Here is a 23650-nt window from a genome sequence, read left to right as displayed (position 1 = left end):
CTAACAAAAACGAGGCCAGGATTTTCGTCCCGACCTCTCACCTGGTTAGCTAATAACTAGCTACTATGAATATTAGCTTGGGGTAAAAATATCCCCCGAACTTACTGACGGTTTTTATTTTTAGCGTCAGGCTAAAAACGTCCCCCGGACGTTCCAACTCTTCTAATTTCTAGGAGTTGGGCTGATACAGTCTCCCAGACTTACTTACGGTCTTTATTTTTAGCGTAAGGGTAAAAATGTTCACTGAACATTTTTACTCCTCCATAAAGCTGTTGAAGACTTCTTCAATCATATTCCATTCGTCTTCTGAGTCTTCTGGGATTGGTTGCAATTCGCCTTCTGTTCCATCTTCGTTTTCGATGAATGAGTAAGCTTGGATTTCAACTTGTCCGTCTTCGTCTTCTTCTGCGTTAACTGGTACTAGAAGAACATAGTTTTTACCAAATTCTTCTTTTCCGTCAATGGTCAAAAGGATTTCAAACAAGGTTTCGTTTCCTTGTTCATCTACTAGTGTGATTAGTTCACGTTCTTCGTGGTCGTGGTTATGATCGTGTGACATAGCCTCTCCTTTGTATTAAAATTTTCTATCTAAATAATTTTGTAAAATCAGCTGAGCTGCTAACTTATCAATGACTTTCTTGCGCTTGTTACGACTAATATCTGCTTGCTCAATCAACATGCGCTCTGCGGCAACTGTTGTCAAGCGTTCATCTTGATAGTCTACTGGTAAACCAAAAAGCTCTTCTAGCTTTGCTCCGTAGGCTTGACTAGCTTCCACGCGCGGTCCGCTTGTATTGTTCATGTTTTTAGGCAAGCCCACTACAAATCGTTCCACCTTGTAAGTATCAACCAACTCCTTAACGCGATCAAAACCAAATTGGCCTTGCTCCTCATTGATTTGGATGATTTCAAGCCCTTGAGCTGTAAAACCGAGTGGATCGCTAATGGCTACCCCTACCGTTTTTGAACCGACGTCCAATCCCATAATTCTCATAGGTTATAGATCGACTCCTTGTCCTTTAAGGTAGTAGCGGACCAATTCTTCAACGATTTCATCGCGCTCATACTTACGGATTTGATTTCGTGCATTATTATAACGAGGAACGTAGGCAGGGTCTCCACTCAATACGTAACCTACGATTTGGTTAATCGGGTTGTAGCCCTTATCGTTCAACGAAGCATAAACATCAGTCAGAGTTTCGCTAATTTCTTTTTTATTGGAATCGTCCAATTTAAAACGTACTGTTTCTTCAGTAAATCCCATTCTAACACCCTCTTTCCTTAGAATAGTACCATTATAGCATAATTCCTTACGTTCTACAATTCAGGTAGTCTATTTATTTGGATTTTCTATTGTTCTGTCGCGCCATTTGCCAATCTGTCTGAAATATATTTGCTTGGTTCATTCTTCAAGAGATTTTCTAAACCAATGTTCTTCAAATATTCTAACTGAGAAGCCTTCTTGACATCCAAAACCTGAAAATCAAAACTAGTCGTTGTTTGAAGTTCTGTTGCACTCAATAGTTTAGTTTCAAGCTTAAATCCTGCTAATTTACGAGCTTCTATGATAGCCTCATCCTTCTCCTCCGCCTCGAGAAGAGCTTTTTGAGTTTCTTCCACTCCATGTTGGTCAATATAGGTCTTCAACTCATCTGAGACTGGACGTTTTTGTTGAATCGTTAAGCTCAAAAAAGTTTTGTCCTTGTATGTAATGGTTTGGGTTTGCTGGCTACCATCATCTGACTTGGGCAAGACCAAAGTCTTGGTCACAACTGTATTCTTCTCAGCATTTTCAATAACTGGCAATGCCGACTGAAGCGTATCCTTTTCTGTTTTTGTAGCTGTTCCAGTTTCTTTTTTCTGTCCGCAACCAACTAGGACAAAAAGGAAAGCTAGACTAACAAGAACTATTTTTTTCATTTCTTTCTTCTTTCTTTTTTAAATTAAAATAAGACCGGGAGTTGCTCCCAGTCTTGATGTTTATAGAGCTGCACGCAAACGTGCTTCTGCATTTTCTACATTACGGACAGAGCGTGGTAGGAAGGCACGAATATCGTCTTCCTTATAGCCAACTTGCAGGCGTTTTTCATCTACAAGAATTGGGCTCTTTAAAATTCTCGGTGTTTCCATAATCAGATTGAGAACTTCATTGACGCTCAAATCTTCAATATCCACTCCAAGGGCTTTGGCATAGCGATTTTTAGATGAAACGATGCTGGCTATTCCGTTATCTGTTTTGGTTAGAATATCCAGTAATTCTTCTCTCGTAATTCCTTCTTTACCAAGATTTTGTTCTTTATAACTTAACTGGTGGGCATTGAGCCAGGTTTTTGCTTTTTTACAGCTAGTACAACTTGAGACTGTATAAATTTTAATCATGTACCTACCCCTTTCGCTACATGTTACTATCAGTTTAGTCTATTATACCATAAAAAACATCCGACTTGCGACCTATTTTTAAATTTTTTTGACTTTTTTCGTCATTTTCGTACTTTTTTCTTGACAAAATGAAATTTACAGCCATTCTTGATATTTCTTGATATAGATTTTTTTCACAATTGTCACGCTAATCATATACAAAATAATGATGAAAAGTAAAAAGATGAAATAAATCGGTTTTAAAGGAGTTAGATGAAGTAGGATTGCGAGTGGACTGTAGGGAAGGAAGGTCACAAAGGCTGCAGCCAATAAGGTTGTCACAAGGACTAGCCAAGCTGGACGACTTTGTAAAAAGGGAATTTTAGCTGAACGCAGCATATGGATAACCATGGTCTGTGACCACATGGACTCGATAAACCAACCTGTCTGAAACAAGACAATAAAACCTACGGCAGACTCTGCCCCATGAACATAAGCTTGACCTGTTGTCATGGGTACAATGATAAAATAAAGCAAACTGAAGGTCAAAATATCAAAGGCAGAAGAGATAGGTCCCATCCAAATCATGAAACGTGTGATGGACTTAGCTTCCCAGGTATGCGGATTTCTCAAAAAATCTTTATCCACCTTGTCAAAAGGCAAGGCAATACAAGACAAATCATAGACTAGATTTAGGATAATCAAATGGACTGGTGCCATTGGTAAAAATGGCAAAAAGATTCCAGAGACCAATAGGGATAAGATATTTCCAAAATTAGAACTCACTGTCATTTTGATATATTTAGTCATATTGGCATAGACCTTACGACCTTCAACAAGTCCTTTTTCAAGCACCATGAGATCCTTATCAAGTAGGATAACATCAGCCGTTTCTTTGGCAATATCTACTGCTGTATCAACAGAAATCCCCACATCTGCAACTTTCATAGAAGGAGCATCATTGATCCCATCTCCCATATAGCCTACAGCATGACCATTGGCCTTAAATTGCAAAATAATCCTCGCTTTTTGGTCAGGAGAAAGTTTGGCAAATACTGTTACCTCCTCTACTGCTTGGGCCAATTCTTGATCACTCATCTGATCAATTTCAGATCCTAACAGTATCTGATTGATATCCAAACCAACCTTTTCACAGACTGCTTGAGTAACTTTTTCGTTGTCTCCCGTCAAAATTTTTGTTTGAACTCCATGTTCTAACAGAGCCTTAATTGCTGGTGCTGCAGATGGTTTAGGAGGATCTAGGAAGGCTAAATAACCAGTTAGAATCATATCCCCTTCATCATCAACTGTATAGGCATGGCCTTCCCTCAAACCTGACTTATAGGCCACTCCCAAGACACGCAAACCTTGTTGATTTAGTTGTCTGACTTCTGCTAAAATTTCTTCTCTAATAACATCTGTCAAGGGAGTAATCACTCCTTGGTATTCCGCATAACTGGAAATCGTCAACATTTCCTCTAGGGCACCCTTGGTTACCAAACTAACAACTTCGTGTTCATCCTTAACGATAACACTCATCCGTCTACGTTCAAAATCAAAGGGAAGCTCATCTATTTTTTGAAAAGTTTGAGCCAGATTTTGTAAGAGGGCGTGTTCTTTGGCTTCCTTTTCAGTCCGTTTGATGATGGCTCTGTCCATCAAATTTTTCAAGCCCGTTTGAAAATAAGAATTGAGATAAGCTCGTCTCAAGACGGTCAAATCCAAGCGTCCGTGGATGTCCAAGGGATATTCAAGGACAATTTCGTCTTGGGTTAGAGTTCCTGTCTTATCTGTACACAAAATATCAATCGCCCCTAAGTCCTGTATGGCATTGAGTTTCTTGATAACCACTTTTTCCTTGGCCATAATGATGGAGCCTTTTGCTAGACTGGCCGTGATAATCATAGGAAGCATCTCAGGTGTCAATCCAACACCAACACTCAAAGCAAATACGCCAGCTTCCAGCCAGTCACCATCTGTTAAACCATTGGACAAGAAAACGATGGGCACCATGACCAGCATCAAACGAATCAAGAGCCACGAAATACTATTCATCTCCCTTTCAAACGAAGTAGGCTCATCATAGGTGTTCAAAGTCTGCTCAATGGCCCCCATCATGGTATCATCACCAACTGCTAAAACCACGGCCTTGGCACTACCAGATAAGACATTGGTTCCCATAAAGGCGAGCGCTTCTGCTTCTAGCAGACTATCAGATTGTTGAACTGTTGCCTTGGTCAAGGCCAATTTTTCAACAGAATCACTTTCGCCTGTCAAGCCCGACTGTTGGACAAAGAAATCGCGCGACTCAAATAAAAGAAGATCTGCTGGAATCATGTCTCCAGCGCTTAATTTAACCACGTCACCCACTACCAAATCATCGATAGGTACTTCTTGGATTTCTCCTTGACGAATGACAGTCGCTGTGTTGACAATCATTTTTGATAGATTGGTCGCAGCCTTATCACTACGGAGTTCTTGGACAAAGCGTATGCCACCAGAAATGAGGACTAGGACAACGATGATAATAGAAGTCGTCGGATCCTCTTGACCTGGTTTTGCCAACCAGACATTGGTCACCAAGGAAATCACGGCGATGACCAGTAAGATGATCGTAAAAGGATTGATAATGGATTCGTAAATCTTTTTGAGGATACTGTCTTCTTGACCCTTTGTGATGGTATTTTCGCCATATAGGTCACGATTTTTCTCCACCTGCTCCTCAGTCAATCCTGTTAGACTTGTCTTATAAAAAGATAGAGTTTCGTTTAAAGATGTATGAATAGCTATTGCTAATCTTTCTTTTGTAGTTTTCATTGGTTTCTCCTATCTGTATGAATGATGTGTTTCATACACAGAGACCAATCACTTTATAAGGGCAGAACGACACAAATCAGCGATTGGCTGTGTATGTGCGGTTCCGGATGGTCGTCAATTTGCATCGTCTATCTCCTTTCTTTGATTTAAACAGTAGAAAATCCCACCATAAAATGGCAGGATTAAAAAACTAACTATCTGTTTTTCGTTCAAGCTTTAACTCCATAGGGCAATGTAATGAGCTTAGTCTTGGCCTTCGCGACCAGGACTGTTGACCAACGAGTAGTGTCTCCACTGCTTTGCGGTAGTCATCCGTATCCCTATGGTAGCCTCACCTACCGTTTTCGTCTTTCAGTATAAACCTTTAAAATTTAAAAGTCAATCATTTAAGTTGTTTAACTCTTAGATAACTATCAACTCTTTTGGAGCTAGGGTCAATAATTCACAACCGGTCTCTGTAATCAGGATATCATCCTCGATACGAACCCCGTATTTACCTTCAATATAGATACCCGGTTCATCGGTCAAGGCCATACCTGCCTTAATAGTTTCTGTAGAAGTCTGGCTAAAGTATGGTTCCTCATGGATATCCAGTCCAATACCGTGTCCGATACCGTGAGTAAAGTAGTCGCCATAGCCTGCCTCGATGATAATATCACGAGGGATCTTGTCAAAGTCACGGAAACCTAAGCCAGCCTTAGCCTGATCAATCAAGGCTTGGTTTGCTTTGAGAACTGTATTGTAAATCTCTGCCTGCTCGTCGCTAACATGCCCCAGATAGATAGTCCGTGTCATATCGCTGACATAGTGGTCGTAGAGGCATCCGAAGTCCATTGTAATAGCTTCTCCCAGCTCCACTGGTTTGTGCATGGGATGGGCATGGGGTTTGGAAGAGTTGATTCCGCTAGCTAAGATAGTGTCAAAAGACAAGCCAGATGCTCCCAACTCACGCATGCGGAAGTCAAGGAAGTTGGCAATCTCAATCTCAGTCTTTCCTGGCTTAATAAAGTCAAGCGCGTCGCGGAAAGCTTGGTCTGAGATAGAACAAGCCTTGCGAATAGCTGCAATCTCCGCTTCATCCTTAATCATTCGAAGACCTTCAACAAACTGAGTCTGTGGAAGCAAGTCAATTCCTTCAAAGGTAGCCTGCATACGATGATAATAAGACACTGAAATCTCATCTTCAAAACCAATTCGAGACAAACCCATGTCCTTAACAATTCCTGCAATGATAGCTAATTCATCGCGGTCAGCTACAATCTCAAAGCCACTGGTTTCTTGCTTGGCTGCAATGATATAGCGAGAGTCTGTCACCAAGACCTGACGGTCACGGCTGATAAAGACTGTTCCGTTTGAGCCCCAAAAACCAGTCAAATAATAGACGTTTTTAAGGTTATTAATGATGATACCATCTAGTTCTTTTTCTTGCATTTTATCTAGAAATGCTTGTACGCGTTTATTCATGATGTAATTTTCCTTTCAAATAATGTCCTGTGTAGCTGGCTTCGTTAGCAGCTACTTCTTCTGGAGTTCCTGTTGCGATGATGGTTCCACCACCGACACCGCCCTCAGGTCCCAAGTCAATAATATGGTCTGCCGTCTTAATAACATCTAGATTGTGCTCGATAACAAGGACTGTATTGCCATCGTCTACAAAGCGAGCTAAAACCTTGAGCAAGCGAGCGATATCCTCGGTATGAAGACCTGTCGTCGGCTCATCCAGAATGTAGAAAGATTTTCCTGTCGATCGTTTGTGGAGTTCACTAGCCAGCTTCATACGCTGGGCTTCTCCCCCAGAAAGGGTGGTAGCTGGTTGCCCTAGCGTTACATATCCCAGTCCCACATCCTTGATGGTCTGAAGTTTGCGTTGAATCTTGGGAATGTGTTGGAAGAATTCCACTGCATCGTTGATGGTCATATCCAAGACCTGCGAGATATTCTTTTCCTTGTAGTGAACTTCTAAGGTTTCACTGTTGTAGCGGGTTCCGTGGCAGACTTCACAAGCCACATAAACATCTGGCAAGAAGTGCATCTCAATCTTGATAATCCCGTCACCTGAGCAGGCTTCACAGCGACCACCCTTGACGTTGAAACTGAAACGACCCTTCTTGTAGCCACGAATCTTAGCTTCATTTGTCTGAGCAAAGAGGTCACGTATATCGTCAAAAACTCCTGTATAGGTAGCTGGGTTGGACCTCGGCGTTCGTCCGATAGGGCTCTGATCAATATCAATCAAGCGGTCTACATGCTCAATCCCTGTAATCGTTTTAAACTTACCAGGTTTGTCTGAATTGCGGTTGAGCTTCTGGGCAATAGCTTTTTTGAGAATGCTATTGATTAGGGTCGATTTCCCTGAGCCCGACACCCCTGTCACTGCGATGAATTTTCCTAGTGGGAAGCGAGCTGTGACATTTTGCAGGTTGTTCTCACGCGCTCCCGTCACCTCGATAAAACGACCATTACCAACACGGCGTTCTTCTGGTACTGGAATGGCACGTTTGCCTGACAAGTACTGACCTGTGATAGACTTACTATTACGAGCTACCTGTTTAGGCGTACCTGCAGCGACAATCTCCCCACCAAAAACACCGGCACCGGGACCAACGTCAATCAGATAATCCGCCTCGCGCATGGTATCTTCATCATGTTCCACTACTATGAGAGTATTACCCAAATCACGCATCTTTTTGAGACTGGCAATCAGGCGATCATTATCCCTCTGGTGGAGCCCAATCGATGGCTCATCTAGGATATAGAGGACGCCTGATAGGTTGGAACCAATTTGTGTTGCCAAACGAATACGCTGACTTTCCCCACCTGAAAGGGTTCCTGCTGAACGAGACAGAGTCAGATAGTTAAGACCCACGTTATTAAGGAAGGTCAAACGGTCCTTGATTTCCTTGAGAATGGGACGAGCAATGATGGCTTCATTTTCAGACAAGGTTAACTGGCTCACCAACTCCAAGTGGTCTGCGATAGACAGGTCTGAAATTTCTCCGATATGCGGCCCTTGGTCACCACCAACACGGACAGACAAGGCCTGGTCATTGAGACGGTAACCATGACAGGTTCCGCAGGTCAGCTCATTCATGTAAAGGCGCATCTGGGTGCGAGTGTAGTCACTATTAGTTTCATGGTAGCGACGTTTGATATTATTAACAACTCCCTCAAAAGGAATATCGATATCGCGCACGCCACCAAATTCATTCTCATAGTGGAAATGGAATTCCTTACCATCTGAGCCGTAGAGAATCAAGTTCTTATCTTCTTCTGACAAGTCCTCAAAAGGCTTATCCATATCCACTCCAAAAGCTGTCATAGCCTGCTCTAGCATGTTTGGATAGTAGTTGGATGAGATGGGATTCCAAGGAGCCAAGGCTCCCTCACGTAAGGTTTTGCTGGCATCTGGTACTACCAAATCAGTATCCACCTCCAGCTTGATGCCCAAGCCATCACACTCACTACAAGAACCAAAAGGAGCATTGAAGGAGAAGAGACGCGGCTCTAACTCTGGCACGGTAAAACCACAAACTGGACAGGCATAATGCTCAGAGAACAACAACTCAGAGTCGTCCATGGTATCAATAATCACATAACCTTCTGCAATACGAAGGGCAGCCTCAATAGAATCAAAGAGACGACTACGGATGCCCTCCTTGATAACAATACGGTCAACCACGACATCAATATTGTGTTGCTTGCTCTTAGACAACTCTGGCACTTCGGTCACATCATAGACTTCCCCATCCACACGGACACGGACATAACCATCCTTCTGAACCTTTTCAATGACGCTCTTGTGCTGTCCTTTTTTCTTACGGATAACTGGGGCTAAGATTTGCAGGCGTTGGCGTTCAGGTAACTCCAAAACCTTATCCACAATTTGCTCCACAGAAGAAGCCTTGATAGCTCCATGCCCGTTGATACAGTAAGGCGTCCCCACACGTGCGTAGAGGAGACGCAGATAATCATTGATTTCAGTCGTGGTTCCCACTGTCGAGCGAGGATTTTTACTAGTCGTTTTCTGGTCAATGGAAATAGCTGGGCTGAGACCATCAATGGCATCTACATCTGGCTTCTCCATATTCCCCAAGAATTGACGAGCGTAGGCTGACAAACTCTCCACATAACGACGTTGTCCCTCCGCATAGAGGGTGTCAAAGGCCAGACTGGATTTCCCTGAACCTGACAAGCCGGTCACGACAACCAACTTGTCTCGTGGAATCTCCACATCAATATTTTTTAAATTATGGGCACGCGCCCCATGAATGACAATTTTATCTTGCATCTTTGTTCTTTCTAGTCCATTATTGCTTACCATTATACCAAAAAAAGTGAGATTCTATTACCCAAAAGGATGAATTTGTAGTATAATCAAGAACTGCTTATTTTATGTTTCTTTGGGGCTTCCTAACCCGTATATCACGCGCTTTTTAACAAAAATCACTAATATTACTTTTCACTACTTGCTCCCCCAAAGTACGCAAAAAGGGGAGCAAAAAAGCCCCACAAAAGGGCTAAGATTTGACGAGTTCAGCAGGCAAGAAACTAGCACGGTCAAACGTGCTTTTTTTATTGCTGGTTGCTGATAGGTATATTATACCATGAAGCGCGTGGTTTATAAGATTATGACCTCACAAAAGCCCCCAGATTCGTTTCTAAGGGCTTGTAGTTTGTCCGTGGTGTTTTAGTTGTCCAGTACGAAACAAAGCAAAATAGGGGGCGAATATGAAGCCTACGCCTACAATTGCCAACATTTATGCTTCTAATTCTTGTAGTAAGGTTAAATCTAAACCATCAAGGTCAAAATCTATATTTAAATCGATGTCTATATCCATGTTTAAATCTATCTCCATATCTTCTAATTGGATATTCTCCAAATCAATCAAAAAATCTTCAATCATGTCATCCCCCCTCACTTAAATCTCAACATTTCTCAACAAAACACCACCGACGCCTACTTATATGCCTCTAGCTCTCCGTTCTGGTGGATTCTCGCAAAGTTTAAGACGGCTATCTGTTTGTATCGGTGGTAGCTAGTGGAGCTAGTACCTGCCATCTCTACGCATTCACTCATTGTTTTCTTCCTCATGTAGTAATAATGGATAATAAAGTATTTTCTGGCTCGTTTGTTCTCTATACTGTTGATGTCTTGGGCGAATATTTCCAATCCCTCACGGATTGCTTTTTCATGTTCACCACTCAAATTCCACTGATCAGGTAAGACAAGTTTCCAGGCTTCTTCATCGATACTAACTTGGTTTTCACTTCCTGCCATTCTCTGGAAACGTAGAAAGTAAGTCATCCGCTTTCTAACGTTCATCATCGTTTTAAAGTTATCCAGCTCCATTAGTTCGCTCCTTCCACCTTGCTCAAGTGTTCTATAGCTTCCTGCTTTACTCGATATACTGTAGTCTTTGATTTATCTATTTCCTCAGCAACCTGCCAAGCGTCTAGATTATTCAAATAAAAAAGTCTTAGAACAGAACGCTCAAGCGGATTGACCAACTTATCAATCAGCCTAGATATTTCCATTCTCTCTTCAGTAAGTCGCTCAATCCTCTGAAGCGTATCCTCTTTTAGTTTTAGAACACTTATAAGATTGTTCTCTGTCTTGTTCTCTCTGCTTGCCTGTACCCTGCTATGGCTTAGTATTGGCTTTTTGATAATACCACCTTCCAGGGCCTCCAATTCCAAATATAAGCCTTTGATTTCCTTGCTTATCCACTTAACGCCCTCTAGTTTTTCTTTTACCTGCTCTGGTGTCATACCTCGGCCTCCTCTATGATATAATATTTTTATCGGATATATCACAAAGGAGTCAGCCCTGTGCTGGCTTTTTTTGCATTTTCTCGGCGTTCGCTCGGAGTTCAAATATCTGCACCTTTACCATTCCTCGGGTTCGCTAAACATACTTTTAGGCAAGCCACAAACTGAAATTAAATACTGACAAGCGTTGTAATCTACCCAAAGCGCCCCATCTTCAGAATGGTGGAAATACTTGTCTGGTAGCGTTCCAAGGTATGCACCATTTTTATATATAGACACCCCACCTTTTAGGCTTGGTAACAATCCGGTATATCCTCTGCGTAGTCCATGCTTCAAAGCGTTGCTATTGCCATATTTGGGCTTTCTATTGCCCTTGTTGCCTTTTGCTACTTGATTGCCCGGCAAAAATCTCCCTCGGCTATCGCGTTCCATATTTCCCCCTTCTACGGTGTTCGTTTGGTAAATTGCAACTACTTCACTATCTCCCCCTATATGGAAAAACCCAAAACTATTGACTTGTTAACAAAAAGGGGATTGCTCCCCTGTGTTTACTGACCAGAATAATCAGCAAGTCCTTTATATTCGCCCTCTACGTCCAACTTTTGGAGTAGGTTAATGCTTTCATTACCCAACATTTTCAACGTACCAAAAGCAGTCATAGAATCCATAGGGATAGGCTTATCAGAAAGCAAGCGATCAGCATAGTCTAATAGTTCCAGCTCGTAATCTGTGACCTTATTCAGCAAGCTCTCAAAGTCCTCTGACTCCTTGAGTTGGAGCACGCGCTCCCGTTTATAACGTTCTTCAAATGCTTCATCGTCCACTGGTTGGTTGTAGTAGTCTTTAAAACTGTCACAAATACGCTTGAAGGTCTTGTTCAGTTTGTTATCCTCCACATACTCAGCTACAAGCGTCCCTTTATCCTTGTGAGTTATTGAAATAGATGGTACTTCATAAGTTCCAGTCATATATCCCAGTAGCGCGTGACCTGCTACCATAGCAGTATCTAGGTCTTTAAATTCGTAAGTGAAAGTAAATGTTTTGGCTTTGTCTGAAAATGTTTTTAGTGTCATGTTGTTTTTCCTCTTTCTGTTTTAAGGTAAATTATGTAAAATACCTTGTTTTTGCCATTTTTATCTATGTTTTTTATACACTTAGAAAAAGTTTTATACACTTTATTTTTGAAGTGTATAAAATTAAAAGCCTGTCATATCAAGGGTTTAAGCCCTGTTTTATACGCTTTATACACTTTATACACTAGTTTATATAATTTACAGGAATTATAGTGCTTAATACTGTAAAAGAAAAAACCTGCCGTATAAAGTGTATAAGTGTATAAAGTCCTTGGCGCTCTAAGGGTTGCAAGTATAACACTTTTTTATCAAGTGTATAAAGTGTATAAAGTTATTGCTTCTTTTTTGCTTTACCATTAAAGTATCCCCGTTCATTTCTAGCTTTTCTCCGTTGCTCTGGCTTTTCCCTACCGTTAAAATATGGATGTGCGTAAGGCGCTGTATCTTCATGCGGATAGAAACCAGAATGAAGTTGTCTCCCTGATGGTATTACTTTCTGGCCTGTGGTTATCCAACTTGGTAGATTACTTTTTATCTCTCGATGCAACCCCATTTCTGTCTTGTGTAGTTTCACCCCATAATATTCCGTAAATCCTTTCCAGTTATGGAAAACAAAACTATTAGGCAAAAACTCACTTGATAGTTCATCAGTAAAGAATGAAGATACAAAAGCGATAACTGGGTTGTTATCCTCATGGTATTCTTGCAAAATCTCCTTTGATTTCTCTGGTGTGATGTCCTTTGTCGGTGTTTCAAGGGCTAGGCGTGTGAGATACTCTAATACTTCTTTCCTGTTGATGTAGTCGTCTTTAATTGCCTTGTTTGGTTTCCCTTTAAAGACCTTGGTAAATGGTAGAATCTTAAACCGCCTGTCAATCGCTGACCTGTCCCCGTTCATTCTTGGTAAGCCGTTGGATGACTGGATAATAGTCATATTCAAGCGTAAACTATAGGGGCGCTTCCCTTTGTCCTCTATAGTCATAATGTCCCCAGTCGCAAGGCTAAACATATTTGACGTATCTTTAATAACTGCATCCTTTTGTACGTCGTCCCCAATAACCAGACTCTTACCTAACAGAATGGAGGTAGAAAAACGGCTTTTATCGAACTCAGTCATCTTGAGACTTGCAACGTTCTCCATGCCTACTAGATTAATAAGTAACTGCTGAAAAGTTCCTTTACCAGTCCCACCCTCGCCATAAAGCCAAAAGATATTTTTTAGGGTTCTACCTGTGATACTTGCTTTAATAATCTGGATAGCTAGGTTATATAATTCTTGATCATTGTCAAATAATTCAGCAAGCCACTTGCTGGGCTTCCAACCGTGTATAGTAGGCTCATAGGCTTCTGGGTCGTACCTTGTACGGATTTTTCTAGTTACAATAATGCTAGGTGTTAAAGGTTCAAACGTTTCCTTACTAGCGTTATATAGCTGGTTTCCGATAACCGTATAATCATTTTGGATAGACTTCAACGGGCTACGTCTAGCGATTTTGTAAATCGTATCAAAGGCTTGTTTTTCTGTCGTATCAGGTTGAATGGTTGAGATTAAATCTTGAAGTAACTCGTTATCTTCTAACCAAATCCCCTTATCAGGATGATAGAAATACAAGGGCGCTTTCTGTCCCTGCACTTCTGGTCTGATTCTCACAAATCGGATATACTTTCTAAGAAAGTCAGCAACCTCCAAAGATTTAGATGGTCTATCTTCCCCAAGATTCTTACATACGTTGAATAAAAAGCCTTGTACCCCTTTAAAGGTTGTCAGATAGCTTTCTGATTCTTCTATTACCTTAATGGGTTCACGTTGCTGATTCTCTTCAATGATTTTATTTACAATGTCGTCACTATTCAAAAGCCACCTCCTTATAGAATTTTGTCGCTACTTCTAGGAAATAGCTTGCTAGGTCTTTACGCTTGACGATTGTAGAAAACAAGTCCACCAGCTGACTAAAACTGTAGCCATTCACAAATAGCAAGCGGACAAATAGAGAAGTCTCGTACCTGGTATAAATGCCGTTACAAATCAGGTCGAAAATCCAGCCTTTCAACTCCATGCCAAGCCCCTGCCGTTGCTCGGTCAATTTGTTTACCTCTAAATCTTTCAGAATCATCAGCAAGTCAGGACTGGCCAAACCTATCTCTAAATCTCTGGTCAGTTCCCAGCCCTCTGCTTCCTCGTTTTCGTCTTTAACTGCCACATACAAACCTTTGTAGTGGAAAGCCGTCAAGCCCTCGCCTATTGGCTCAAAGTAGATAAATTTGTAATGTTCCCCATTCTTCCATACTTGAGTAGGATTTGACTTGAGAAAGCCAAACAAAGGCAATTTGTCAGCGGATAGAATTAACTCCAGCACCCTCATTCATCCACCCCCATAAACTTCATCAAGTCAGAAATTCTATAATAGATTTTCCTAGTATCTTCTAGTGGGGGCTGGTATCGTCTTAGCCCTGCTTTTTCCCACTTTTGGAGCGTCAAATATTTTATATCTAACTCGTCCATGACTTCCTGAGCTGATATTAAGCCTGTCAGTCGTGGTTTGAGTCTGTCACGCGCTTCAAGGTATCTTTCCACTACCTCCAGAATGCCATGCGCTAAGTCTTGCTCACTTTCTCGGCTTAGGCTAAACATATCCACCCACCTCCTTCAAGGTTTCTTTGTAGCTTTCTAGGTCGCTGTTCATCAACACTGCTAGTCTCTTGCTCTCCTCCTGTACTTGGTTGTAAAATGCCTTAGCGCCATCTAGTAGTTCGCCTTTATTCGCTGGGATAAAGTACCCACTAAAAATACCACATCTAACCCCCACAATAGGGATGTTATGCTTGACTACTAGGCGCTTGATGATGTCACGTACTGTTCTTTCTGTTAGCTTAGTTATAAGGCTGATTTCTGCCCCTGTTATGGAGTTCTCAGCCCCTACCTTGATTAGTCTTAATACTCGTTTGTCATTCTCTGATAGACTCATTCAGTTCCTCCGTAAACTCTTACCCCTGCAAGCTGGATATAACGCCCATAATCAGGGCTTAAATCCTCGCTAGGTGTTTCTATCGTCTGTTGGTTTTCTCGCTCAAATTGGGCGCTTTTTTTGCGGTCTCGGTGGTTTAGATAAAGCAATATGCCAATCGATACCACGGTAACAAAAATCGCCTGTATGTTGGTTAAATCTAGTTCGTTCATGTTATGCCCTCGCCTTATAGTTCTTGATAAATTCCGCTTGTTTAGGTTGTTCCATATTCAGCAAGTCGTCTTCGGCTTGTGCCATTTCTTTAATATCTTTAGTCATGGTATGCCTCCAGCTCTTTAGCGTCGTCATTGTTCAAAAGCAAAAAGGCTATTTCATTTAGACGATCGTATAGCTTTTCATTCTGGGCGTATGCTGTATCAGTGTATTTTTTAGCAAGCCATAAGAACATGGTTGTATCTTTCTGTAGTGCAAACTCAAGCCCTTCAAGAGCTAGGTTATTCATTTCTAAAACATTCATGATGTCGGTTAATTCGTTCCCTAATTCTGCTAGTTTCTTAGCCGATAATAGAACTTGTTGGCTTGATGTTGCTTTTTTTGTTGTCATGTTTTTTACCTCTTTTTCTATCTTTTTATACTTGCCACGATGGCTTTTTAATACTTTTTTCTTGCCTACAGCCTCACGCTCTCGGTCGCCAAACTTCTGAGCGTGGGGCTTTTTGAGTTGTTTCTTATAGACGATATCTTCACGCTCAGAGTCGCCAAATTGAAAGCGTGAGAAAGTACCAGTTTAAAGAGTTGGCGCTCTCCGTATGGTCAAATTGCCCTAAATATGCTATAATCTAGGTATAAATCTTTACTAAAACCTTTTTGATAATGGCTTGCCTGCTTTTTGTTAAATTCGTTTTAGTGTTAGTGTGAAAGGCTTTGCTGATTGGTCTCGGTAAGCCTTTTTTGTTGCAATCACGCGCTTCTTTGGCGTGTATTTTTATTTCTGAATGCCATAGCCTTGATTTCTTGGTAACTCATATTCAAGCCAATCATAGCTATTACCATGTCCTCAAATGCCTGGTATTGCTCCAGCTCGTCACTTGTCAAGCTATCAATGCCATTGTAGCCCCCACGTTCTTCCCTTAACTGCTTAGCGTTCCTGTCGGTTACTGCCTTCAGTAGCAGGTTGTTCATGGTGCTATGTGCATGCTTTGGTGCATTAGGCCATGTCTCAATACTGTCATGCAAGGTTTTTCTTTTTGGCTTTTCTAGCGCTCTCTGCATACGAAACTTAGAAAGTTCCTCACGCATTTCAAAGAATGCTTTGACCAGGTTCATCTTAAAACGCCTTACAGGTTCGGTATTCTTTAGATAAGTAATCAGCAAGGTCGCTTGTTGCTCATTCAAGCGATAGATTTTCATCGGTCTCCCTCGCCCGTCTAATTTACGCATTTCAAATGCGATAATTCCGTAGCTTTCAAAATCAGCTTTATGCTTCCTTAAAAGTTCTTGTATTGTGTGATGAGTGACTCCAGCACATTCAGCGATGATCTCACTCGTAGTATACGGCTCTTTTTTACCGTCCATATAGACTAATTCCATTGGCTTACTCCAATCTTTACTTTTGCATACTTTTTGTTTAAAAAAATATATCTTCAATAGTGATATCTGGAAACATTGGTAATAGCAATTTTTTGAAAGCTATTTTCTCAGTATCCGTAAATGAGCAACGCCCTGTTTCTTTGTTGTAGTATGTTTGCTTTGTCATACCTAATTTTTTTCCTAGCTCTGCTTGGGTTAGCCCCAACATATTTCTGTAGCCTTTAATTTTATATTTTGGCAATCTCATCACCTCCTTTACTTTTGCATACCTTAATTGTAACCAATATTTTTTAAAAAGTCAATACTTTTCTTTACTTAAAAACAAAAAATAGTTATAATTTAAATACGAGGTAAAAAAATGGAAGTGAATAATATTGAAGTAGGAAACCGAATTAAAAGTATTAGGCTTGATCAAGGTGCAACTATGGAGGAATTTGGTAAAGCATTTAATACCAGTAAGGGGACTGTTAATAATTGGGAAAAGGGGCGTAATTTGCCTAACAAAGAAAATTTGTTAAAAATAGCAAAACTAGGAAATCTTAGCGTTGAGCAACTATTATATGGCAGTTCTGCTAGAAGTCGATATAACTGGGACTATATCCTAGATTACATGGAAAAAACTAGAGAAGAGCTCGATGAAGAAGCTTTTGAAAATACCAAACAAGCTATCGATAGTGCATTTTTTATCCGATTAGACTTGAATGATATTATAAATCTATATAACTATAATCTCCGAAATCCTATTCCTGTTAAGGATTTAAACGGTATGAAAAAATTCTACGAATCACAGGCCAATTTCTTAGAAGAATATATTTCTAGTCTTGACTATACAGAGAATAATATGGATATGATCATGGATTTGGAAATTGAAGCTAACTTTAATCGAAGATATATAGACAGAATTGACCGATATCAAAAAACGGGGATTTGGGCAGAAGACTATCTAAAAGAGTTAGAAAAATTCAAGCAAAGCCAAGAGAATTGAACAATAGCAACAAAAAAAAGGTAAGTCAATACCCTTACCTTTAACCAATCTAATATAATCAACCTAATTGAACCAGATGGAGCTGGTGTTAACTCTCTACACACTATAGAGGACGCTCCCGATAAGATGATTACAACATCATTATACCACTCTTGCATTTAAAAAGCGACTTACACCATACCCACGCGCCACAATGCTCAACAATCCTGAAGCGCGTGGATTCTCGTGGTTCGCTCAAACTTCAAGCCTATATAAGCCCCATATCTACTAATTTTTTTGATGTCAACAAATGTCAACCACTTACAATGTTTTAGAAAGGATCTCATGAACGAATTACAATTTTTAATCTATACCGCTGACAACGATAGCGAGACAGCTAGTGTCATCATCAAAGGCGAAACGATTTGGGCTAGTCAGAAAGAAATGGCTAGACTTTTCGATGTCGGTGTTCCTGCAATTAGTAAGCACTTAAAAAATATCTTTGAAGAGGGAGAATTAGAAGAAAAGGTGGTTGTTTCCAAAATGGAAATAACCACAAAACACGGTGCAATTGCTGATAAAACCCAAACTAAGGATGTCAGCTACTACAACCTTGATGCCATCATTTCAGTTGGTTACCGTGTCAATTCCCAAAAAGCTACGAGATTTAGACAGTGGGCTACTTCGGTACTTCGTGAGTACATGATAAAAGGGTTCGCCATGGATGACAACCGTCTGAAACAAGGCGAAAACTTGCTGGAAAAAGACTATTTCCGTGAGCTGTTGGAGCGCGTGCGCTCTATCCGGGCTAGTGAACGCCGTATATGGTTACAGATTACAGATATTTTTGCTGAAATCTCTATCGACTATGACCCACAAAGTACGTTGACTAAGCAATTCTATGCTGATGTACAGAATAAGTTTCATTATGCAATCACTGGCCAAACTGCTGCGGAAATTATCTACACGAAAGCTGACCACACAAAAGACAACATGGGACTTACAACATGGAAAAACTCCCCTAATGGCCGCATACTGCAAGCAGATACTCAAATAGCAAAGAATTACCTAACAGAAAAACAGATCCGTTCCCTTGAAAGAGGAATATCTAGCTATTTTGATTACCTGGAAAGACAGATAGAACAGCGAAAAGCTCAGACAATGCAACAACTAGCCCAAAGCATTGACCGCTTTTTGACTTTCCAAGAATACGATATTTTAGAAGGTCATGGAAAAATCACTTCCAAGGTTGCGAAAGATAAAGCAAAAGCAGAATACCAACTATTCAACAAAACTCAAAAGATAAACTCGGACTTTGAAAAAACTTTAAAACAGCTAACTGACGATAAAAAACTTTAAATACATGCCCGTTTACTATAAACAAGCCCATATTAGCCCCATATCCGCCTTGTTTCCTACTCTGGTATTATTTACCGTCTGACTACTTAAAAACGAAAATAAGGGGGATCTCGTAGCCCCTAGCATGATATAAAACCTTTTTGATAATGGCTTGCCTGCTGATGTATTTTAGAAAGGTTTATCATCATGAAAATAACTGAAGTTATAAAAAAAGACGGTAGTAAAGTTTACCGTGCTAATGTCTATCTAGGAGTTGACCAGGTAACAGGAAAGAAAGTAAAAACCAAAGTAACAGGTCGGACACAAAAGGAAGTTAAGCAGAAAGCCAATCAAGAAAAAATAGCTTTTCAAAAAGCAGGATCTACCAGACAAAAGGCTATTACCATAAAAAACTATCAAGAATTGGCAACTCTCTGGTGGGAAAGCTATAAGAATACAGTTAAGCCAAACACTCAAGGAAACGTTAGAGCGCTAATAGATAATCACATATTGCCTACTTTCGGGGAGTATAAGCTCGATAAGCTCACTACTCCACTTATTCAGTCAATTATCAATAAACTTGCTGATAAGGCTAATAGAGGGGAAGAGGGCGCTTTTCTACACTATGATATGATACACGCTTTAAACAAACGTATCTTACAGTATGGCGTAACCATGCAAGCAATACCGTCCAATCCTGCGCGTGATGTGGTTTTACCTCGTAACACTCAGAAAGCAAAGCGACAAAAGCTAAAGCACTTTGATAATCAAGAGTTAAAAAAGTTTCTTGTTTATCTTGATAATTTAGATAGTTGTAAATATCGTTATTACTATGATGTAACGCTCTATAAGTTCCTACTGGCAACTGGTTGCCGTATCAATGAGGCTCTAGCGCTTAGCTGGTCTGATATAGACTTAGATAATGCCGTTGTGCATATTACCAAAACACTAAATCGGGATCTAGAAATCAATAGCCCAAAATCTAAGGCTAGTTATCGGGATATAGATATAGATCAAGCGACTGTTAGCATGCTGAAGCAGTACAAACTACGACAAACTAAAGAGGCTTGGAAGATAGGGCAACGTGAAAGCGTGGTATTTTCGGATTTCATTCATGACTATCCTAGCAGTTCAAGACTTAAAAGAAGATTGCAAACACATTTTAAGCGTGCTGACGTTCCTAACATTGGCTTTCACGGATTCCGTCACACTCACGCTAGTCTCTTGCTTAACTCTGGAATACCATACAAGGAACTCCAGTACCGCCTAGGTCATTCCACTTTATCAATGACCATGGATATATATAGCCACCTCTCCAAAGAGAACGCAAAAAAAGCAGTATCATTCTACGAAACTGCACTAAAAGCACTATAGGGGGAGCAAAAAGGGGAGCAAATTCAAAAATCAACATTTCAAGACAAAGTAAAAATCCAATAGCAACAGGATTTTTGTTAGATTTATTTTGAAAAAGGCCGATTTTGTAGTATAATAGTACGGTGTGAAAAAATCTGAAAAATGAGAAAGGATAAGGGATATGAAACAAGTTTTTCTCTCTACAACAACTGAATTTAAAGAGATCGATACGCTTGAACCGGGTACTTGGATCAATCTCGTCAATCCGACTCAAAATGAATCACTCGAAATCGCTAACGCCTTCGATATTGATATCGCCGACCTCCGAGCACCGCTCGATGCGGAAGAAATGTCTCGTATTACAATTGAAGACGAGTATACCCTGATCATTGTAGACGTGCCGGTCACAGAAGAAAGAAATAACCGCACCTACTACGTAACCATCCCGCTTGGTATTATCATCACTGAGGAAACCATTATCACTACTTGTTTGGAACCATTACCAGTCCTCGATGTCTTTATCAACCGTCGATTGCGTAATTTCTATACTTTCATGCGTTCGCGTTTTATCTTCCAGATTCTTTATCGCAATGCAGAACTTTACCTAACGGCCCTTCGTTCGATTGACCGTAAGAGTGAGCAAATCGAAAGTCAACTGCATCAATCAACTCGTAATGAAGAATTGATTGAGCTCATGGAATTGGAAAAAACTATCGTCTATTTCAAGGCTTCCCTCAAAACAAATGAGCGTGTGATTAAGAAATTGACCAGCTCAACCAGCAATATCAAGAAATACCTTGAGGACGAAGACCTGCTTGAAGACACCCTGATTGAAACCCAACAGGCCATCGAGATGGCAGACATTTATGGAAACGTCTTGCATTCTATGACAGAGACCTTCGCCTCTATCATTTCCAACAACCAGAACAACATCATGAAAACCTTGGCCCTTGTGACCATCGTCATGTCCATCCCAACCATGGTCTTTTCTGCCTACGGGATGAACTTTAAGGATAATGAAATCCCCCTAAACGGCGAACCAAATGCCTTCTGGTTAATCGTCTTTATCGCCTTTGCTATGAGTGTCTCACTCACTCTCTATCTCATCCATAAAAAATGGTTCTAAGAGGAGTTCCTATGTCTCAGATTGATCTACAAAAATTAACTAAGAAAAACCAAGAGTTTGTCCACATCGCTACCCAACAATTCATCAAAGATGGAAAAACAGATGCTGAAATCAAGGCTATTTTTGAGGAAGTTATTCCCCAAATCCTTGAAGAGCAAGCCAAGGGTACGACTGCTCGTTCCCTCTATGGTGCACCCACTCACTGGGCTCATAGCTTCACTGTTAAGGAGCAATATGAAAAAGAGCATCCAAAAGAAAATGATGATCCGAAACTCATGATTATGGACTCAGCTCTTTTCATCACTAGCCTCTTTGCCCTTGTCAGCGCCCTCACAACCTTCTTTGCGGCAGATCAAGCTTTCGGCTATGGATTTGTCACTCTCCTATTAGTTGGACTGGTTGGTGGATTTGCCTTCTACTTGATGTACTACTTTGTTTACCAATACTATGGACCTGATATGGACCGAAGTCAACGTCCACCTTTCTGGAAATCTGTACTGGTTATCCTAGCTTCTATGTTCCTTTGGCTGCTTGTCTTCTTTGCAACAAGCTTCCTACCAGCTAGCCTTAACCCAGTACTTGCTCCATTGCCACTGGCTATTATCGGAGCAGCCCTCCTAGCTCTTCGCTTCTATCTCAAGAAACGCTTGAATATCCGTAGCGCAAGTGCAGGACCAACACGCTATTAAGAAGAATCATAAAAGCAACTGCAGGTGCGGTTGCTTTTTCACTTACTTTTTTGATTTTAAAGAATTCTTCTGACATCCCACATAGCTCTATCTAATCTTTTGTGATAAAATAGGCTCAATCTATTTCCAGGAGGATAAAATATGATTTCTACTATTGGTATTGTTAGTTTATCTAGTGGCATTATCGGAGAGAACTTTGTCAAACACGAAGTGGACTTGGGTGTCCAACGTCTCAAGGACCTGGGACTCAATCCTATCTTTTTGCCCCATTCGCTAAAAGGATTAGACTTTATCAAGGACCATCCTGAAGCTCGTGCAGAGGATTTGATTCATGCCTTTTCTGATGATAGCATCGATATGATCCTATGTGCCATCGGTGGAGATGATACCTATCGCCTACTACCTTATCTTTTTGAAAATGACCAACTACAAAAGGTTATCAAACAAAAAATTTTTCTTGGCTTCTCGGATACAACCATGAACCATCTCATGTTGCATAAACTAGGAATCAAGACTTTTTATGGTCAATCCTTCTTAGCAGACATTTGTGAATTAGAAAAAGAAATGCTAACCTATAGCCTTCACTACTTTAAAGAATTGATTGAGACGGGAAGAATCTCAGAAATCCGCTCTAGTGACGTTTGGTATGATGAAAGGACTGACTTCAGTCCCAAGGCTCTGGGGACACCTCGTGTCAGTCATACAAATACCGGTTTTGAGTTGTTGCAAGGAAATGCCCAGTTCGAGGGAAAAATCCTCGGTGGTTGCCTCGAATCCCTCTACGATATCTTTGACAACTCTCGATACGCAGATAGCACGGAGCTCTGTCAAAAATACAAACTTTTCCCTGACTTGTCAGACTGGGAAGGAAAAATCCTCTTGCTAGAAACAAGCGAAGAAAAGCCTGAGCCAGAAGACTTCAAAAAGATGTTGCGAACTTTAAAAGACACTGGCATATTCGAGGGCATCAGTGGACTCCTGGTCGGAAAACCTATGGATGAAACTTTCTATGACGACTATAAAGAGGCACTATTGGATATCATTGGCAGCAATATCCCGATTGTCTATAATCTCAATGTCGGCCACGCAACTCCAAGAGCCATTATTCCCTTCGGAGTCCACGCCCACGTAGATGCAAAAGAGCAAGTCATTCGCTTTGACTATAACAAAAAATAAATAGTTTCTCTATTTTTGTGCTTTTGTATTGGTTTTCGTTACAATTTGTATCTGAATTTATTGCATTTCGCTAATTTCTATGATATCCTTTTGAAGGAGGTGTATATGACAAAACAAAAAATTAATCGAATCGTAGGTTCTATTGGTGCCTTTATTGGAATTATAGTATTTATTGCCTACATACCTCAAATTATCGCTAATTTACAGGGAAATAAAGCTCAACCATTTCAACCTTTATCAGCTGCTATATCTTGCTTAATCTGGGTTATTTATGGATGGACAAAAGAACCTAAGAAGGATTGGATACTAATCATTCCAAATTCAGCCGGTGTTATTTTAGGTGGAATCACTTTTTTGACTTCACTCTAACAAATCTAATAGTATATATAAAAAGCTGGGAAAAGTTTCTCAGCTTTTTATATATTCTTAGA

The 23650-nt window shown here is 40.6% G+C and carries 28 protein-coding genes and 1 riboswitch; of the genes, 7 read left to right on the top strand and 21 right to left on the bottom strand.

The features are described 5' to 3' along the window. Positions 1–253: 253 nt before the first annotated feature. The 21 genes from QMQ21_RS14505 to QMQ21_RS14405 all read right to left on the bottom strand — a co-directional run bounded on the left by QMQ21_RS14505 (position 254) and on the right by QMQ21_RS14405 (position 16820). Positions 254–559, bottom strand: coding sequence for a DUF1292 domain-containing protein (locus QMQ21_RS14505; RefSeq protein WP_000017620.1), 306 nt, complete (start codon positions 557–559; stop codon positions 254–256). Between the two features lie 15 nt (positions 560–574). After that, positions 575–994: a Holliday junction resolvase RuvX gene (gene ruvX / locus QMQ21_RS14500; RefSeq protein WP_004239076.1), complete on the bottom strand. Its 420-nt coding sequence runs from the start codon at positions 992–994 to the stop codon at positions 575–577. A 3-nt stretch (positions 995–997) separates the two neighbouring features. Continuing rightward, positions 998–1264 carry an IreB family regulatory phosphoprotein gene (locus tag QMQ21_RS14495; protein ID WP_000507059.1) on the bottom strand — a complete coding sequence of 89 codons (267 nt, stop codon included), beginning with the start codon at positions 1262–1264 and terminating at the stop codon, positions 998–1000. 86 nt (positions 1265–1350) lie between these two features. Further along, positions 1351–1920, bottom strand: coding sequence for an SP0191 family lipoprotein (locus QMQ21_RS14490; protein ID WP_000725153.1), 570 nt, complete (start codon positions 1918–1920; stop codon positions 1351–1353). A 60-nt stretch (positions 1921–1980) separates the two neighbouring features. After that, a complete protein-coding gene (gene spx / locus QMQ21_RS14485) occupies positions 1981–2379 on the bottom strand; it encodes a transcriptional regulator Spx (protein WP_000591165.1) in 399 nt (132 codons plus the stop codon). Between the two features lie 135 nt (positions 2380–2514). Beyond that, a complete protein-coding gene (gene mgtA, locus QMQ21_RS14480; RefSeq protein ID WP_049502621.1) occupies positions 2515–5175 on the bottom strand; it encodes a magnesium-translocating P-type ATPase in 2661 nt (886 codons plus the stop codon). A gap of 193 nt (positions 5176–5368) precedes the next feature. Continuing rightward, positions 5369–5521, bottom strand: a riboswitch (M-box (ykoK) riboswitch). A gap of 56 nt (positions 5522–5577) precedes the next feature. Next, positions 5578–6639 carry a M24 family metallopeptidase gene (locus QMQ21_RS14475; RefSeq protein ID WP_049502620.1) on the bottom strand — a complete coding sequence of 354 codons (1062 nt, stop codon included), beginning with the start codon at positions 6637–6639 and terminating at the stop codon, positions 5578–5580. After that, positions 6632–9463, bottom strand: coding sequence for an excinuclease ABC subunit UvrA (gene uvrA / locus QMQ21_RS14470; RefSeq protein ID WP_261814701.1), 2832 nt, complete (start codon positions 9461–9463; stop codon positions 6632–6634). The genes QMQ21_RS14475 and uvrA overlap by 8 nt, the downstream gene beginning before the upstream one ends. 469 nt (positions 9464–9932) lie before the next feature. Next, positions 9933–10079, bottom strand: coding sequence for a hypothetical protein (locus tag QMQ21_RS14465; RefSeq protein WP_180374977.1), 147 nt, complete (start codon positions 10077–10079; stop codon positions 9933–9935). 53 nt (positions 10080–10132) lie between these two features. Continuing rightward, positions 10133–10525, bottom strand: coding sequence for an ArpU family phage packaging/lysis transcriptional regulator (locus QMQ21_RS14460; RefSeq protein WP_247939473.1), 393 nt, complete (start codon positions 10523–10525; stop codon positions 10133–10135). Next, positions 10525–10944 carry a DUF1492 domain-containing protein gene (locus tag QMQ21_RS14455; RefSeq protein ID WP_049543971.1) on the bottom strand — a complete coding sequence of 140 codons (420 nt, stop codon included), beginning with the start codon at positions 10942–10944 and terminating at the stop codon, positions 10525–10527. Before QMQ21_RS14455 ends, QMQ21_RS14460 begins: the two co-directional genes overlap by 1 nt. Positions 10945–11061: 117 nt before the next feature. Beyond that, positions 11062–11376 (bottom strand): hypothetical protein, encoded by a 315-nt coding sequence (locus QMQ21_RS14450; RefSeq protein WP_049543972.1) that lies wholly within the window; start codon positions 11374–11376, stop codon positions 11062–11064. Positions 11377–11492: 116 nt separating this feature from the next. Then, complete coding sequence (locus QMQ21_RS14445; protein ID WP_049543973.1) at positions 11493–12017, bottom strand: hypothetical protein; 525 nt, start codon at positions 12015–12017, stop codon at positions 11493–11495. A 331-nt stretch (positions 12018–12348) separates the two neighbouring features. Further along, positions 12349–13872, bottom strand: coding sequence for a DNA primase family protein (locus QMQ21_RS14440; protein ID WP_049543974.1), 1524 nt, complete (start codon positions 13870–13872; stop codon positions 12349–12351). After that, the gene (locus tag QMQ21_RS14435) at positions 13865–14380 is read right to left on the bottom strand and encodes a hypothetical protein (protein ID WP_049543975.1); all 516 of its coding nucleotides are present in this window, start codon (positions 14378–14380) and stop codon (positions 13865–13867) included. Before QMQ21_RS14435 ends, QMQ21_RS14440 begins: the two co-directional genes overlap by 8 nt. Beyond that, positions 14377–14649: a hypothetical protein gene (locus QMQ21_RS14430; RefSeq protein ID WP_049543976.1), complete on the bottom strand. Its 273-nt coding sequence runs from the start codon at positions 14647–14649 to the stop codon at positions 14377–14379. The genes QMQ21_RS14435 and QMQ21_RS14430 overlap by 4 nt, the downstream gene beginning before the upstream one ends. Next, entirely contained in the window at positions 14642–14983 is a 342-nt protein-coding gene (locus tag QMQ21_RS14425) for a helix-turn-helix domain-containing protein (protein ID WP_049543979.1), read from the bottom strand. The genes QMQ21_RS14430 and QMQ21_RS14425 overlap by 8 nt, the downstream gene beginning before the upstream one ends. After that, positions 14980–15195 carry a hypothetical protein gene (locus tag QMQ21_RS14420; RefSeq protein ID WP_049543980.1) on the bottom strand — a complete coding sequence of 72 codons (216 nt, stop codon included), beginning with the start codon at positions 15193–15195 and terminating at the stop codon, positions 14980–14982. The genes QMQ21_RS14425 and QMQ21_RS14420 overlap by 4 nt, the downstream gene beginning before the upstream one ends. 98 nt (positions 15196–15293) lie before the next feature. Further along, positions 15294–15587: a hypothetical protein gene (locus tag QMQ21_RS14415; RefSeq protein WP_049531945.1), complete on the bottom strand. Its 294-nt coding sequence runs from the start codon at positions 15585–15587 to the stop codon at positions 15294–15296. Positions 15588–15943: 356 nt separating this feature from the next. After that, a complete protein-coding gene (locus QMQ21_RS14410; RefSeq protein WP_049543981.1) occupies positions 15944–16573 on the bottom strand; it encodes a Rha family transcriptional regulator in 630 nt (209 codons plus the stop codon). A gap of 37 nt (positions 16574–16610) precedes the next feature. Then, entirely contained in the window at positions 16611–16820 is a 210-nt protein-coding gene (locus QMQ21_RS14405; RefSeq protein WP_049543983.1) for a helix-turn-helix transcriptional regulator, read from the bottom strand. A 111-nt stretch (positions 16821–16931) separates the two neighbouring features. On the opposite strand from QMQ21_RS14405, the gene QMQ21_RS14400 reads away from it, so the two are divergent. The 7 genes from QMQ21_RS14400 to QMQ21_RS14370 all read left to right on the top strand — a co-directional run bounded on the left by QMQ21_RS14400 (position 16932) and on the right by QMQ21_RS14370 (position 23588). Then, on the top strand, positions 16932–17558 hold the full coding sequence (locus QMQ21_RS14400; RefSeq protein ID WP_049543985.1) for a helix-turn-helix domain-containing protein: 627 nt from the start codon (positions 16932–16934) through the stop codon (positions 17556–17558). 324 nt (positions 17559–17882) lie between these two features. Next, complete coding sequence (locus tag QMQ21_RS14395) at positions 17883–18896, top strand: virulence RhuM family protein (protein ID WP_049543987.1); 1014 nt, start codon at positions 17883–17885, stop codon at positions 18894–18896. 186 nt (positions 18897–19082) lie between these two features. Further along, on the top strand, positions 19083–20249 hold the full coding sequence (locus QMQ21_RS14390; protein ID WP_261814699.1) for a tyrosine-type recombinase/integrase: 1167 nt from the start codon (positions 19083–19085) through the stop codon (positions 20247–20249). 160 nt (positions 20250–20409) lie between these two features. Beyond that, entirely contained in the window at positions 20410–21354 is a 945-nt protein-coding gene (locus QMQ21_RS14385; RefSeq protein ID WP_000815623.1) for a magnesium transporter CorA family protein, read from the top strand. Positions 21355–21365: 11 nt separating this feature from the next. Then, positions 21366–22043: a DUF1129 domain-containing protein gene (locus tag QMQ21_RS14380; RefSeq protein ID WP_000078011.1), complete on the top strand. Its 678-nt coding sequence runs from the start codon at positions 21366–21368 to the stop codon at positions 22041–22043. A gap of 141 nt (positions 22044–22184) precedes the next feature. Then, positions 22185–23219 (top strand): S66 family peptidase, encoded by a 1035-nt coding sequence (locus tag QMQ21_RS14375; RefSeq protein ID WP_261056531.1) that lies wholly within the window; start codon positions 22185–22187, stop codon positions 23217–23219. 105 nt (positions 23220–23324) lie between these two features. Next, positions 23325–23588: a SemiSWEET family transporter gene (locus QMQ21_RS14370; protein ID WP_000166114.1), complete on the top strand. Its 264-nt coding sequence runs from the start codon at positions 23325–23327 to the stop codon at positions 23586–23588. The last annotated feature ends 62 nt before the right edge of the window (positions 23589–23650 follow it).

This window comes from Streptococcus bouchesdurhonensis (assembly GCF_948472335.1).
This window is presented reverse-complemented; position numbering and strand designations above follow the sequence as displayed.

What these genes read in the sequence shown, in the direction of transcription:
- QMQ21_RS14505 (WP_000017620.1), bottom strand. Translation starts at nt 559, where the DNA reads ATGTCACACGATCATAACCACGACCACGAAGAACGTGAACTAATCACA.
- ruvX (WP_004239076.1), bottom strand. Translation starts at nt 994, where the DNA reads ATGAGAATTATGGGATTGGACGTCGGTTCAAAAACGGTAGGGGTAGCC.
- QMQ21_RS14495 (WP_000507059.1), bottom strand. Translation starts at nt 1,264, where the DNA reads ATGGGATTTACTGAAGAAACAGTACGTTTTAAATTGGACGATTCCAAT.
- QMQ21_RS14490 (WP_000725153.1), bottom strand. Translation starts at nt 1,920, where the DNA reads ATGAAAAAAATAGTTCTTGTTAGTCTAGCTTTCCTTTTTGTCCTAGTT.
- spx (WP_000591165.1), bottom strand. Translation starts at nt 2,379, where the DNA reads ATGATTAAAATTTATACAGTCTCAAGTTGTACTAGCTGTAAAAAAGCA.
- mgtA (WP_049502621.1), bottom strand. Translation starts at nt 5,175, where the DNA reads ATGAAAACTACAAAAGAAAGATTAGCAATAGCTATTCATACATCTTTA.
- QMQ21_RS14475 (WP_049502620.1), bottom strand. Translation starts at nt 6,639, where the DNA reads ATGAATAAACGCGTACAAGCATTTCTAGATAAAATGCAAGAAAAAGAA.
- uvrA (WP_261814701.1), bottom strand. Translation starts at nt 9,463, where the DNA reads ATGCAAGATAAAATTGTCATTCATGGGGCGCGTGCCCATAATTTAAAA.
- QMQ21_RS14465 (WP_180374977.1), bottom strand. Translation starts at nt 10,079, where the DNA reads ATGATTGAAGATTTTTTGATTGATTTGGAGAATATCCAATTAGAAGAT.
- QMQ21_RS14460 (WP_247939473.1), bottom strand. Translation starts at nt 10,525, where the DNA reads ATGGAGCTGGATAACTTTAAAACGATGATGAACGTTAGAAAGCGGATG.
- QMQ21_RS14455 (WP_049543971.1), bottom strand. Translation starts at nt 10,944, where the DNA reads ATGACACCAGAGCAGGTAAAAGAAAAACTAGAGGGCGTTAAGTGGATA.
- QMQ21_RS14450 (WP_049543972.1), bottom strand. Translation starts at nt 11,376, where the DNA reads ATGGAACGCGATAGCCGAGGGAGATTTTTGCCGGGCAATCAAGTAGCA.
- QMQ21_RS14445 (WP_049543973.1), bottom strand. Translation starts at nt 12,017, where the DNA reads ATGACACTAAAAACATTTTCAGACAAAGCCAAAACATTTACTTTCACT.
- QMQ21_RS14435 (WP_049543975.1), bottom strand. Translation starts at nt 14,380, where the DNA reads ATGAGGGTGCTGGAGTTAATTCTATCCGCTGACAAATTGCCTTTGTTT.
- QMQ21_RS14430 (WP_049543976.1), bottom strand. Translation starts at nt 14,649, where the DNA reads ATGTTTAGCCTAAGCCGAGAAAGTGAGCAAGACTTAGCGCATGGCATT.
- QMQ21_RS14425 (WP_049543979.1), bottom strand. Translation starts at nt 14,983, where the DNA reads ATGAGTCTATCAGAGAATGACAAACGAGTATTAAGACTAATCAAGGTA.
- QMQ21_RS14420 (WP_049543980.1), bottom strand. Translation starts at nt 15,195, where the DNA reads ATGAACGAACTAGATTTAACCAACATACAGGCGATTTTTGTTACCGTG.
- QMQ21_RS14415 (WP_049531945.1), bottom strand. Translation starts at nt 15,587, where the DNA reads ATGACAACAAAAAAAGCAACATCAAGCCAACAAGTTCTATTATCGGCT.
- QMQ21_RS14410 (WP_049543981.1), bottom strand. Translation starts at nt 16,573, where the DNA reads ATGGAATTAGTCTATATGGACGGTAAAAAAGAGCCGTATACTACGAGT.
- QMQ21_RS14405 (WP_049543983.1), bottom strand. Translation starts at nt 16,820, where the DNA reads ATGAGATTGCCAAAATATAAAATTAAAGGCTACAGAAATATGTTGGGG.
- QMQ21_RS14400 (WP_049543985.1), top strand. Translation starts at nt 16,932, where the DNA reads ATGGAAGTGAATAATATTGAAGTAGGAAACCGAATTAAAAGTATTAGG.
- QMQ21_RS14395 (WP_049543987.1), top strand. Translation starts at nt 17,883, where the DNA reads ATGAACGAATTACAATTTTTAATCTATACCGCTGACAACGATAGCGAG.
- QMQ21_RS14390 (WP_261814699.1), top strand. Translation starts at nt 19,083, where the DNA reads ATGAAAATAACTGAAGTTATAAAAAAAGACGGTAGTAAAGTTTACCGT.
- QMQ21_RS14385 (WP_000815623.1), top strand. Translation starts at nt 20,410, where the DNA reads ATGAAACAAGTTTTTCTCTCTACAACAACTGAATTTAAAGAGATCGAT.
- QMQ21_RS14380 (WP_000078011.1), top strand. Translation starts at nt 21,366, where the DNA reads ATGTCTCAGATTGATCTACAAAAATTAACTAAGAAAAACCAAGAGTTT.
- QMQ21_RS14375 (WP_261056531.1), top strand. Translation starts at nt 22,185, where the DNA reads ATGATTTCTACTATTGGTATTGTTAGTTTATCTAGTGGCATTATCGGA.
- QMQ21_RS14370 (WP_000166114.1), top strand. Translation starts at nt 23,325, where the DNA reads ATGACAAAACAAAAAATTAATCGAATCGTAGGTTCTATTGGTGCCTTT.